12 protein-coding genes and 1 pseudogene are annotated in these 12,245 nt (G+C 61.6%); 7 read left to right on the top strand and 6 right to left on the bottom strand.

The window, feature by feature from the left end; translation table 11 throughout:
* Positions 1-97: 97 nt before the first annotated feature.
* The 3 genes and pseudogenes from rpsA to mscL form a co-directional block, all read left to right on the top strand.
* A pseudogene (gene rpsA, locus AC0L7I_RS02215) lies at positions 98-1,777 on the top strand (30S ribosomal protein S1); the annotation flags it as partial.
* A 366-nt stretch (positions 1,778-2,143) separates the two neighbouring features.
* Positions 2,144-2,494: an integration host factor subunit beta gene (locus AC0L7I_RS02220; protein WP_340694015.1), complete on the top strand. Its 351-nt coding sequence runs from the start codon at positions 2,144-2,146 to the stop codon at positions 2,492-2,494.
* 111 nt (positions 2,495-2,605) lie between these two features.
* Positions 2,606-3,016, top strand: a complete 411-nt coding sequence (mscL, locus tag AC0L7I_RS02225; protein ID WP_473397906.1) for a large conductance mechanosensitive channel protein MscL — start codon at positions 2,606-2,608, stop codon at positions 3,014-3,016.
* 114 nt (positions 3,017-3,130) lie between these two features.
* Here mscL and AC0L7I_RS02230 read toward each other — a convergent pair whose 3' ends face one another.
* The 4 genes from AC0L7I_RS02230 to AC0L7I_RS02245 are packed head-to-tail and all read right to left on the bottom strand — an operon-like array spanning position 3,131 to position 6,462.
* Entirely contained in the window at positions 3,131-3,835 is a 705-nt protein-coding gene (locus tag AC0L7I_RS02230; RefSeq protein WP_473397907.1) for a DUF3299 domain-containing protein, read from the bottom strand.
* 59 nt (positions 3,836-3,894) lie between these two features.
* Positions 3,895-5,163 (bottom strand): ABC transporter permease, encoded by a 1,269-nt coding sequence (locus AC0L7I_RS02235; RefSeq protein ID WP_473397908.1) that lies wholly within the window; start codon positions 5,161-5,163, stop codon positions 3,895-3,897.
* Entirely contained in the window at positions 5,160-5,855 is a 696-nt protein-coding gene (locus AC0L7I_RS02240; protein ID WP_473397909.1) for an ABC transporter ATP-binding protein, read from the bottom strand. Before AC0L7I_RS02240 ends, AC0L7I_RS02235 begins: the two co-directional genes overlap by 4 nt.
* A gap of 16 nt (positions 5,856-5,871) precedes the next feature.
* On the bottom strand, positions 5,872-6,462 hold the full coding sequence (locus AC0L7I_RS02245) for a ZrgA family zinc uptake protein (RefSeq protein WP_473397910.1): 591 nt from the start codon (positions 6,460-6,462) through the stop codon (positions 5,872-5,874).
* A 196-nt stretch (positions 6,463-6,658) separates the two neighbouring features.
* On the opposite strand from AC0L7I_RS02245, the gene AC0L7I_RS02250 reads away from it, so the two are divergent.
* Genes AC0L7I_RS02250 through AC0L7I_RS02260 form a run of 3 tightly spaced genes read left to right on the top strand, consistent with a single transcriptional unit; the run spans position 6,659 to position 9,173 of the window.
* Positions 6,659-7,441, top strand: a complete 783-nt coding sequence (locus AC0L7I_RS02250; RefSeq protein WP_473397911.1) for a ZIP family metal transporter — start codon at positions 6,659-6,661, stop codon at positions 7,439-7,441.
* Positions 7,438-8,256, top strand: coding sequence for a HupE/UreJ family protein (locus AC0L7I_RS02255; RefSeq protein WP_473397912.1), 819 nt, complete (start codon positions 7,438-7,440; stop codon positions 8,254-8,256). Before AC0L7I_RS02250 ends, AC0L7I_RS02255 begins: the two co-directional genes overlap by 4 nt.
* Positions 8,257-8,291: 35 nt before the next feature.
* Complete coding sequence (locus AC0L7I_RS02260) at positions 8,292-9,173, top strand: hypothetical protein (RefSeq protein ID WP_473397913.1); 882 nt, start codon at positions 8,292-8,294, stop codon at positions 9,171-9,173.
* Here the strand turns inward: AC0L7I_RS02260 and AC0L7I_RS02265 are convergent.
* Positions 9,170-9,631 carry an Lrp/AsnC family transcriptional regulator gene (locus AC0L7I_RS02265; protein ID WP_473397914.1) on the bottom strand — a complete coding sequence of 154 codons (462 nt, stop codon included), beginning with the start codon at positions 9,629-9,631 and terminating at the stop codon, positions 9,170-9,172. The two genes, AC0L7I_RS02260 and AC0L7I_RS02265, sit on opposite strands and share 4 nt — an antisense overlap.
* A 115-nt stretch (positions 9,632-9,746) precedes the next feature.
* Between AC0L7I_RS02265 and AC0L7I_RS02270 the strand changes: the two genes are divergently transcribed.
* The gene (locus AC0L7I_RS02270; RefSeq protein WP_473397915.1) at positions 9,747-10,820 is read left to right on the top strand and encodes a PLP-dependent cysteine synthase family protein; all 1,074 of its coding nucleotides are present in this window, start codon (positions 9,747-9,749) and stop codon (positions 10,818-10,820) included.
* Here AC0L7I_RS02270 and AC0L7I_RS02275 read toward each other — a convergent pair.
* A complete protein-coding gene (locus AC0L7I_RS02275) occupies positions 10,817-12,112 on the bottom strand; it encodes a polyhydroxyalkanoate depolymerase (RefSeq protein WP_473397916.1) in 1,296 nt (431 codons plus the stop codon). The genes AC0L7I_RS02270 and AC0L7I_RS02275 overlap by 4 nt on opposite strands.
* Positions 12,113-12,245 lie beyond the last annotated feature (133 nt).

Raw genomic sequence — 12,245 nt, forward strand, 5'->3', positions numbered from 1 at the left:
GCTCTGAAGATGACAGACCACTCTAACGGGTCGTTCCGACGCGGGCTGCAATGGTGCACGCCCGCCTTGAACCGTTCGCCCCGTCCCCGGAGACACAATGACTGACAAGATGAACCCATCAACCGACGATTTCGCGGCAATGTTCGAATCGTCCGCTGCCGCGGGCGCAATGCAGGAAGGCCAGGTAATCCCGGCCACCGTCATTCGCATCGAGAACGAAAACGTTCTCGTCGATATCGGCCTCAAGACCGAAGGCCGTATCCCGACCAAGGAATTCGCACTCGAAGATGAGCAGCCCAAGACCGGCGACATCATCGACGTGTATCTCGACCGTATCGAGAATGCCCTCGGCGATGCTGTCCTCTCGCGCGACAAGGCGCGCCGCGAAGAGCGCTGGATCAAGCTCGAGCGCAGCTTCGGCAAGGAAGAGCCCGTCAAAGGCGCTATTTCCGGCCGCGTCAAAGGCGGCTTCACCGTCGACCTCGGCGGCGTCAACGCCTTCCTTCCCGGCAGCCAGGTGGACATCCGCCCGGTCCGCGACGTGGGTCCGCTCATGGGCGAGATCCAGCCATTCGCCATCCTCAAGCTCGACCGCACCCGTGGCAACATCGTTGTCTCGCGCCGCGCAATCCTTGAAGAGAGCCGCGCCGAACAGCGTGCCGAGATCGTCTCGGACATGAAGGAAGGCGATGTCCGCAAAGGTATCGTCAAGAACATCACCGATTACGGTGCGTTCGTGGACCTTGGCGGCATCGACGGCCTGCTGCACGTCACCGACATGAGCTGGAAGCGTATCAACCACCCCTCGCAGGTTGTTGAAGTCGGCCAGGAAGTCGAAGTGCAGATCGTCAAGATCAACCCTGATACCCAGCGCATCTCGCTCGGCATGAAGCAGCTCGGTTCCGACCCATGGGACGGTATCGACTCGCGTTATCCGGTCGGCGCTCGCCTCAAGGGCCAGGTCACCAACATCACAGACTACGGCGCGTTCGTGGAACTGGAAGATGGTGTCGAAGGCCTGATCCACGTCTCCGAAATGAGCTGGACCAAGAAGAACGTTCATCCCGGCAAGATCCTGTCCACGACACAGGAAGTTGACGTGGAAGTTCTGGATGTGGACAGCGAAAAGCGCCGCATCTCGCTCGGCCTCAAGCAGACCATGGACAATCCATGGACCGCATTCGTCGCTGACCATCCGGTCGGTTCTGAAATCGAGGGCGAAGTCCGCGGCATCACCGAGTTCGGCCTGTTCGTGGGCCTCGGCCCCGACCTCGACGGCATGGTGCACATCAATGACATCGCATGGGACAAGTCCGGCGAGCAGGCCATTGAAGGCTTCAACAAGGGCGACATGGTCAAGGCCAAGGTGCTCGACGTCGACATCGAAAAAGAGCGTATCTCGCTCGGCATCAAGCAGCTCAGCGGCGACCCGATCGCAGCTCCTGCAGACGGCGGCGCTGGCGTGAAGCGCGGCTCGATCGTCACCTGCACCGTCACCGAGATCACCTCGGGCGGTATCGAAGTCGAATTCGGTTCGCCAGCGATGAAATCCTTCATCCGCCGCTCCGACCTCAGCCGCGACCGGGCCGATCAGCGCCCCGAACGGTTTGCTGTCGGCGACAAGGTCGACGCCAAGGTCCTCACCATCGACCGCGGCTCGCGCCGCGTGTCGCTGTCGATCAAGGCGCTCGAGATTGCCGAAGAGGCAGATGCCGTCGCACAATACGGTTCGGCTGATGCCGGTGCCTCGCTCGGCGACATCCTCGGTGCAGCCCTCGCCTCCTCGTCAGTTGGCAAGGCTGAGCCAAAGGCAGAGCCCAAGGCGAAGAAAGCGGCGGCTGCTCCGGCAGGCGACGCAGCATCGCTCGACGCGCGTGGCCGTCTGGCCGGGCCGCAGGGCGACGCCGACGATCTGAAGCAGATCAAGGGCGTCGGTCCGGCGTTCGAGAAAAAGCTCCACGAAGCCGGCATCTTCCACTTCTGGCAGGTTGCCGCTCTCAACGAGGCTCAGATCAACGAACTCGAGGAAGAACTCAGCTTCCAGGGCCGGATGGAACGTGACGACTGGAAGGGCCAGGCCGAAGCGTTCATGAACGAAGCCTGATCCGAAGCGGGAAACCGCTTCCTAAATTCGGCGAAATGTTTGCGGCGGGGGCCTAGCGCTCCCGCCGCAAATGCGTTTAATAACAACCACATGCTAAAGTCTGAACTCATCGCGAAACTCGCTTCGGAATACAGTCACCTTCGCCAGGAGGACCTAGAGCGTGTGGTCAATGTCATTCTCGACGAAATCGGCGAAGCCCTCGCGCGCGGTGATCGGGTCGAACTGCGTGGCTTCGGCGCGTTCTCCGTCCGCAAGCGAGATGCCCGCAAAGGCCGCAACCCTCGTACGGGCGAGCCCGTGAAGGTTCCGGCAAAGGCAGTCCCCTTCTTCAAGGCAGGCAAGGAATTGCGTGCCCGCGTCAATGGCGGCGAAGACCCCGAAGCCAGATAGGCCCGCCGCCAGCCGACTCGCCCTGCTGTTGAAGCTTCTTGACCCTCTATTCGAGAAGTAGGAATTATTTCCACTGGCGAGTGGGACAACCAACCTTAGGAGGGGTATTTAATGTTCAAGGAATTCAAAGAATTTGCCATGAAGGGCAATCTCATCGACATGGCCGTCGGCTTTGTCATGGGCGGCGCGTTCGCAACCGTCGTAACCGCGTTCATCCAGGGCGTGTTCCTGCCGATCCTCGCGCCGATCATGGGCGGTATCGATCTGGCAGCACTGACTTACACGATTTCACCGGCTGTCCTCGACGCCGCTGGCGAAGTGGTCCAGCCCGCTGCGATCGTCGATATCGGTGCATTCCTCAGCGCGCTGATCTCGTTCATCATCGTCGCCTTCGTGATGTTCATCATCATCAAGGGCATGAACTCGCTGAAGAAAAAGGAAGAGGCCGCACCGGCAGCGCCACCGCGCCAGGAAGTCCTCCTCGAGGAAATCCGCAACCTGCTGGCCAAGGGCGCCAAATAGGCCGACACTACGAGGTTCGTAAAGCGTTAGGACTTTTTCCTTAAGGCTTGCGAGCAGTAGAGTACCAGGTAGAGTATGAGAGGGGCAGCCGATTGGCTGCCCTTCTTTTTGGTCTCAGTACTCGTATTTCTCGATGTTCGTCATCTCGATCGTATAGGCGGCGTCTGCGAGATCGGAATTCTGCGTCTGCGTGAGCATCGTGCCTTCGATCCAGACGGCCTGCGCCAGGTCCTTGAGCTTGATCGGCGTATCGGTCCTGACGAAAATCGTCTGGTTAGGCGGTGGTGGTGGCGAATGGATACAGGCGCCGAAATACGGCACCAGCAGGAATTGCGTGATCTCGGCTTTCGATCCGTACTCGAACGGCACCGTGTAGCCCGGGATACGCACCTTCACACCGTTCAGTGCGCCTACCGTATTGAACGTGCCGATCTGAACCGACGTATCTGCGGCCGAACCTTCGGCGATTGGCGCACTGGAATAGAGCGTCGCCATCTGGGCCTGATACATCTGGGCGCGGCGCTCTTCCTCGCCTTCCGGCATCAGGTCTTCCCATTGAACGCTGCGAATGCCGCGCGCTTCCAACTCTGCCTTGATCCGTGCCGTCTCTGCCGCCTTGGCAACAATGGCGGCGTCTTTCTCGGCCTTCCGGGCGGCCTTCTCGGCATCGCTTTCGCCGATCTTGTCGCCGACTTTCGGTCCCGCATCTGCGGTGGAAGCGACCGCCGCGATGGGCGGCGTCTCTGTCTCGCCGGATTGGCCACAGGCGGCGACAAGCGCAATCAGCGCGGCGGAAGCAAGGCTCTGGATCAGTTTCATGGGTTTCTACATAGGCTCCGGGTGCTGGCAGGGCCAGACGGTTTCATCGGTTCGGACTGTCACAGTTTCACAGACAGGCCATCGGCCAGCGACCGGCGGAACGCCGCCCAGGCCGGCACCATGCCAATCAGCAGCGCCGCCAGCGTCACCGCAAGCAACGTGTAGACATCGGTCAATCCTGGTCCCGTACCCGCCAGCGACACGCCATAGCGCGCCTCCACCACCGGGCCGGCGACCGCCAGCACGGCATGGATCAGGGCGATACCAGCCAGCGCGCCGAGGAAACCGACAAGGCCGGCTTCCAGCACCAGCAGGCTGAAAATATGCCCCGGGCGCGCGCCTACGGCCCGGAGAATCGACATCTCGCGCCGACGCTCGTTCAGGCTTGTCAGGATCGAGGTCAGGATCGAGACCAGGCCCACCGCGATAACAAATACCGACACCGCCATCAGCGCCCGCTCGGCAAAGGCCGTGACGCTCCACAATTCAGCCAGCGCCGCGCCCGGCATGATTGCCATCAGCGGCTCGCCCTTGTTTGTATTGATCGCCCGGCGCGTCGTCAGGATCGTGCCTTTCTGTTTCAGCCCGACCAGGATCGCGGTCACGCTTTTCGGCGTCAGGTCAAAGCTGCGGATCATCGTTTCGTCGATCGTGTCCGAGAGCGGATTCTTCGCCCCCGTCTCCCAGCCAACATGGATGGCCGTGATCGCTTCGAGCGAGACGTGCACGGTCCGGTCCACCGGCGTACCGGTCGGCGCCAGGATGCCCACGACCCGGAATGGGCGGTTTTCGTGCCCGCCGCCCAGACTCGCATCGCCGAGTCCATGGCTCAGCGCCATAGGCGATCCAATCTCATAGCCGAGCTCGCGCGCCACATCGGCGCCGATCACCGCATCGAAAAGGTCATCGAACCGCGCGCCGCTGCCGAATTCAAGGCCCTGCCCTCGGCCATATTTATAGCGGTCGAAATAGGTGCCCGTCGTCCCCAGCACGCGAAAGCCGCGATGACTGTCGCCAAGCGAGATCGGCACCGTCCAGCCAATGTCCGGGCGCGCCGCGATTTTCTGGTAAGTCGGCCAGGAAACTTCCGCTGTCGCATTGCCCATCCGGAAAACGGAATACAGCAGCAGGTTCACGGTGCCCGTCGGCGCGCCGACAATCAGGTCGGTCCCCGAAATCGTGTTCTCAAATCCATCCCGCGCACCGGTCCGTGCTTTCTCGACACCCAGGAACAATGCCACCGACAGGGCAACCGCCAACAGGGTCAGGATTACCGAGCCCTTTCGGTTCACCAGGCTCTTCCATGCAAGCGAAAGGATGGCTCTCATGCGCCAATCCTCGCCCGGTTGATTTCGGTGAGGTCCACAGCCCGATCGAACATGCGCGCCAGCGAAGCATCATGGCTGACAAACAACAGCGCTGCGCCGGTGCGGGCAGCTTCCTCGGACAGCAATTCAATGAACCGGTCGCGGGCATCCGCATCAAGCGCCGAGGTCGGTTCGTCGGCGATTACGATTTCGGGGCCGCCGATCAATGCCCGCGCCGTCGCCACGCGCTGCTGCTGGCCGACCGAGAGGTCCGAAACGCGCCGCTCCAGCAACGCTTCATCGGTCAGGCCGAGGCGACCGAGCAGGCGCCGGGCTTCTTCATCTGCGTCGCCGCCAACGGCCTTGCGTCGCAGGCGCGAGAATTTCAGCGGCAGGGTCACATTCCCGACTACCGAGAGATAAGGCACGAGATTGAACATCTGGAAAATCACGCCGAGATGGTCGGCCCGCATCCGGTCGCGCGCCGCGCTGGAGAGACTCCCCAGCTCCTTGCCCAGCACTTCAACGCGCCCGGCATCGGCTTGCAGCACGCCGGCAATCACGCCCAGCAGCGTCGACTTGCCAGAGCCCGAAGCCCCCCGCAGGAACAGGCGTTCGCCGCGCGCCAGGGAGAAGGCAGGCACATCCAGCACAGGCTCGCCGTCCGTCCAGGCAAAGCGCAGGCCTTCGATCTGTATGGCAGGGTCAATCATGCAGTCGTTCCGGCGTCTAGCGCGTCGATAGTTCAGGATTGCGCGGAGTCAGAACGCTGGCAACCTGAGACTCAGGGCCGATGAAGATGGCGCTGACCGTCTCAAATCCCGGGAACTCAGTAAATGCATTCAGGCGGACGCCTTCAAGTTTTTCGATATCTGTGCAGGTAAAGGACAATGTCAGTGTCAGCCCACTATGGCCGCCCTCGGTTCGTGTTTCGATACGCCGGTCACCGGGCAGGCAATTGGCACCTCCCTCGAAACGCACGAGTCCGTCGGCAATACCGGTGCTGACCTCCAGCGCGTCCGTATCGCCTTCGCCCAGGCCGAAATTCGCCAGCGGCGCGTCCAGCGTCACCGTCAGCACATCGTCATCGACCGCCACAGCAAACTCGCCGGCTCCATGCACGTGCGCTTCGCCGCCGGCTGCGGGATTTTCCACGTCGGCCGTTTGAGTAACCACCGGCTCAACGTTTTCGGTCACTGGCACGTCGGCGTCCACCGGCTCATGCGGCGCAGCGGGCGCCGAATCGCGTCCGCAACCTGCAAGACCCAGCATCGGAACGCCAATCATCAGGCACAAAAGCAGGCGCGGTGAAGTAAACATCGTCGAAGGGCCTCCTGATGCCACACTGCGGGAAAACACACGAACAGCAAATTTGTTCTCGCGATTTGGATAATGAGACTATATAACATTCTTGCACAAGGGCACATCAACGCAATTCGCCGCAGCTTTGTCCTGATATTTCTTTCCCGGCCCGCGCGGCCCCCTTGAGACCGCATTCCCACCTATGCTCCAATCCATGCAGGCACCTTTATTCTTCGGCTTGATCGCTGCCTTTGTGACAACGGTCGCCCTGATCGCCGTTGCCGCGCGTGGTGACTGGAGCGCGCGCCATTCCGGCCTGTTCGCGCTGGCGGCTGGTGGCATGCTGGTGACGCTCAGCCTGCTTCACATCACGCCGGAAGCCTTCGCGCTCAGCCGCCACGCTCCGGCCCTCATCCTCACCGGATTCCTTGGCGGGCTGTTGCTCAGTTTCCTGGTCCGTGTTCTGTTCCCAGAAGGCGGCGAAGATGGCCACGCTGCGGCAGCAACACCCGTCATGGCCATTGCGCTGCATTCCTTCATCGACGGGATCATCTACTCGGTCACGTTCGCCGCAAGCTTTTCCTCCGGCGTCTATGCCGCTTCGTCACTGCTGCTGCACAAGTTTCCCGAAGGCATTATCGCTTTTGCGATCCTGCGCCACCATGGCTTTCGCAACAGCCGATCTTTCCTGCTCGCCTTCCTCGCCGCCGCTGTCTCGACCCCTCTGGGCGTCATCGCCTCTGTACCTTTCATGTACGGGCTCGGGGCCGAAGCCGTCGGCAACCTGTTCGCCATCTCGGCGGGCCTTCTGCTCTATGTGGCAACCGGTCCGTTGATGGAGCCGCTGAAGGAAGAGCCACCCCTGCGCAGCTTCCTGGCGCTCGGCGGCGGCGTGCTTATCGCAGTCTTGATCGCCGTGCTGCCGATTCACGGCCCGGACCGGTCGCCTCATGATGGCCCGTTCGGCACGCACGACCTTATCGATATGCGCCCATGATGGCGCTGGCCATCCGCCTGATCGCCGCGCTGGCCTGTTTCATGGTTGTCAGCACGTCTGTCCCGCTTCAGGCCCATGCCCATCCGGAAGACGAACTTTGCACGCCGAACGGGGGCATGGATCCCGCGCTCTGCCGCGAATTGGCAAAGCTCGACCAGAAAAATGTGATGCCTGAAAAGCCGGTGTCCGACACAGCGGCAGAGCCGGATGAAGTAAACCTCGAACGGCCGGGTTTCGCGACCTTCGCTTTCTATATCCATATCGGGTTCCAGCACATCCTGCCGGGAGGCATCGACCATATCCTTTTCGTGCTGGCGCTTTTCCTGTCCAGCCTACGCATGAGGTCGCTGCTCCTTCAGGTATCGGCGTTCACCATTGCCCATACCGCCACGCTTGGGCTGGCGGCCTCCGGGATGATCGCGCCGCTGCCGGGAATCGTCGAGCCGCTGATCGCGCTGACCATTGCCTGGGCTGCACTGGAGAACATCCTTTTCAAGGACACCGTGGCCTGGCGCCCCTTGCTCGCTTTCGGGTTCGGCCTCATCCACGGCATGGGCTTCGCCGGCGCCTTCGGAGACCTTGGCTTGCCGGACAATGTATTCCTGCCCGCCTTGCTCGGTTTCAATGTCGGCGTGGAATTCGGCCAGCTCGCCGTGATCGGCATGGCCTTTGCAGCATCGCTCTACTTCAAGGGCGTTCTCAGCCGGGTCGGGCAGATGCAACTCTACCGGCCGGTCCTGGTCTGGCCCGTCTCAGCCGTCATCGGGGCAACAGGGCTCTGGTGGGCGATTGAACGGGCGTTCCTGCAGGTCTGAGAATTTTCCTTGTCGGAATAGCAAGGATGTTTCCAATGGCTCAGCCCCGCTTCGCCCTCAAACTCGCCTCAGCGGTCATCGCTTCAAGCGTCAGCACCCTCATCGGATTCACGCAGTACGCTCATGGCGAAAGCGCCTGTGGATTATCTGAGGCCGGACGTTTCCACGAGGCAATCACCTCCCCCACCGAGGAAGGCAGTCCAGCCTATTTCCTGCGCACGTCCGAAGCCTTCATCGACGCCTGCCCTGACCGGCTGGAAATCCGCGAGGCGCATGTCATTGCCGCCCGCGCCGCGGTCGACCTCGGAAATGCCAGCCGCGCCGTCGCCCATTATGGCGCGGCTATCCAGGCTGGTGCGAGGCTCAAACCTTCCGCACGCATGGACCAGGCAGTCGCCCTCATGGTCACCGGCGACGCCGCCCGCGCTCGCGAGTCCCGCAATATTGCCATCTCTGACTGGCTCGCCGGGCTTGATGCTTCGGATGCAGCTCAACTTTCAGCCCGTAAATTTTCGGACGGGACGATCTACGCGGTCCGCTACGCGGCGCGCGAATCACGCACAAGTGTAAGCGCGCTTTGGCTCGCCGTTCCCTCCGGAAATGGCCTGCCCGCCGCCATCCTGATCCGCACCGCACCGCAGCAGGCAGCCTGGCGCGCAATCCGCTCAGGCGAGGCTGCAGAGCCCCTTGTCATCGCCGAACAGCTGACATGTCGCAAATCCACCCTTCTCGGTGACGTCACGGATGACATCACGCTGGACGAACTGGAGCGCGGCGCAGTAGGCGACCTTCTGGCCTATCTCAAGAAGCCCGACAGCGTGGAAAAGACCCCAAAGGATGAACCCCTTGCCGCCTGTCTCGGCCTCAACCGCATGCTGCATGTCCCCGGTTTCACCGAAACGGCCATGCTGCGCTAGACTGGCAGCTCGGTCGTGTTCTTCAGGCACTCCATCGCAAAAGTTGCGCTGACATCGGCGATATCAACGCGCGCAATCAGCGCCTTGTAGACCCGGTCATAGTCCTGGACGCTGCGCGCCTGCACTTTCAGCAAATAGTCGACATCGCCCGCCATCCGGTAGAATTCCACCACTTCCGGAATGGTGCGCACTGCATCGGAAAACCGCTTCAGCCAGCCCGCCGAATGGTCACGCGTGCGGATCGCAACGAAGATCGTCTGGTTCAGGCCCAGCTTTTCCGGATCAATCAGCGCAACCCGGCGCGCGATCAGGCCGCTGTCCTCCAGCCGCTTGACCCTTCGCCAGCACGTGTTGGTCGATATATCCGCGCGGCCCGCCAGCAATTCGAGCGACTGGGTGCCATCAGCCTGCAAGGCGCGCAGGAGAATCCGATCTACATCATCAATTTTTTCTTCCATTCTCAATAAATATCGAAAATTTTATCCAACTTCCAGATTATTATTCGCAAACCTGCGATGAATTTTGACGAACTCCATGTAAATCTCTCCACTCTTCCAGATGGAGACCACAGCCATGCCGCCAGTTGCCCTCGCCACCGTAGACGGCGACTTCCGCGCATTCTCCGCGCCAACCGTCGCCCATCCGCGCCTGCGCGCACTCGCCAGCCTGATCGGACGCACGCCGCTCCTCTCGATCCACCTGCGCTATCGCGGCGTCGAGCGCGTCATCCATGCCAAAGCCGAGCACTACAATCTCACCGGCTCGATCAAGGATCGCATGGCCCTGTCGATCCTCAGCCGCGCCATCCGGTCCGGCGCCCTGCGTCCGGGCGACAGGATCGCCGAGGCGACCAGCGGCAATGCCGGAATCGCTCTCACATCGCTGGGCCGGGCGCTCGGTCACAAGGTCGACATCTACATGCCCGACTGGATGAGCGACGAGCGCAAGGTCCTGCTGCGCAGCCTCGGTGCAGACCTCCATCTCGTCACCCGCGAAGACGGCGGCTTCATCGGCGCCATTGCCGCGACCGAAAAGCTCGCGGCCACGCGTGACGATGTCTTCCTGCCTTGCCAGTTTTCCAATTGCGACAATGCGATCGGCCACAGCGACACGACCGGTCCTGAACTCCTAAAACAGATGGCTATCCTTGGTCTCACGCCGGACGCTTTCGTGGCGGGTGTCGGCACGGGCGGCACGGTGATGGGCGTTGGCCGCGCCCTGCGCGCTGCCGCGCCAGGCGTGAAGATCCACCCGCTGGAGCCGAAAGAATCCCCCACCCTGTCGACTGGTCACAAGGTCGGCAGCCACCGCATCCAGGGCATTTCGGATGATTTCATCCCGGCCATCGTCAATTTCGCGGAACTGGATGAGGTGATCGCAGTTTCGGACGGCGACGCAATTCTCATGGCGCAGGCACTGGCCCGCGAACTCGGCCTCGGTGTCGGCATTTCCTCTGGCGCCAACCTGATTGGTACACTGATGGCTGCCGAACGCCTTGGCCCGAACGCAGCAGTCGCCACAGTCTTCTGCGACGACAACAAGAAATACCTTTCGACCGCGCTCGCAGGGGCCGAGCCTGTCAAGGAAGGCTATCTCAGTCCCGAGATCGAACTGCTAGGCTTTGAAGCGACCTGCTGCCCGGCCTAGGCCGACTTTGCCGCGTCCTTCGCGGCCGCTTCGGCCTCGACATCCATGAACCGGCGCGTGAACTGGGTCACGCGCGGCACGATTTCCGTGCGGAAGCGCGCACCGTTGAACACGCCATAATGACCGACACCCGGCTGGATATAGTCGGCCTGCATGTCCTCGGGGATATTCGTGCAAAGATCATGCGCCGCCTGCGTCTGGCCGATGCCGGATATGTCGTCCAGTTCGCCCTCGACAGTCATCAGAGCGATGTCGCGAATGGCTTGCGGCTTCACGAGGCGAGTCCCGCGATACTTGTAGATGCCGCGCGCCAGGTGGTGTTCCTGGAATACGCGCTGGATGGTCTGCAGGTAGAATTCCTCGGTCAGGTCGAGCACAGACAGGTACTCGTCATAGAACTCGCGGTGCTTGTCGGAGCTGTCACCGTCCCCTTCGACCAGGTGGTTGAAGAATTTCCACTGCGCGTCGACATGCCGGCCCCAGTTCATGTGCATGAACGAGGCAAGCTGGACAAAGCCCGGATAGACACGGCGCATCACGCCCGGATAAGGCCCGGGCACGGTGTGGATCATGTTCTCTTCGAACCAGCCAAATGCGCGCTGTTCAGCAAGTTCGTTCGGCACGGTCGGGCTGCGGCGGGCATCAATCGGTGACCCCATGAACGTCATCGACGCTGGACGCGCCGGATCGTCATCCTCGGCCATCATCGACAGGGCCGCCAGCACCGGCGGTCCCGGCTGGCAGACGCCCAGCACATGTGCGCCGCCGCCGATATGGGTCAGCATCTTGCGGACATGGTCGATATAGTCGTCAAGGTCGAACCGCCCATGCCAGACAGGCGCCATACGCGCGTCCGACCAGTCGGTAATATAGACGTCGTGGTGCGGCAGGAATGCTTCGACTGTTCCGCGCAGCAAGGACGCATAATGTCCTGACAGGGGCGCCACGATCAACATGCGCGGCAAGGGCGGCGATCCGGGCTTGCGCACGGCGGCCAGCGCGTCGGGATCCTTCTTGAAATGCATGAGATTGCACCAGGGCGAGCGCCAGGCGACCGTCGGAGTGACAGGAATCGATACGCCGTTGACCCGAACACTATCGATCCGCCATTCAGGCTTGCCATAATAGCGCGTCGAGCTTTCGAAAACGTCTGCAAAGGCGGCGAGCGACTTGCCGTAATCGGTCTGACCAAGCGGGTTCAGCGGTGACATCAGGGCGGCCCGGCCAGCCCGCGCAGCCAATCGCATTGGCGCCATCGCCACACGGTTCATTTCGACAAGTGAGTAAAGCATCGCGTTACAAACCTTTCATGCTGCATTGCAACATAAGTACAACATTCCCCGGTAGCAAACGGATTCACCAGACGGGCGTTTGGCCGATTGCGCGCCCGAAAGATTGAATTTGTATGAAATTTTCGGTCCCGGA

This window comes from Hyphomonas sp. J20-32, from assembly GCF_055808555.1.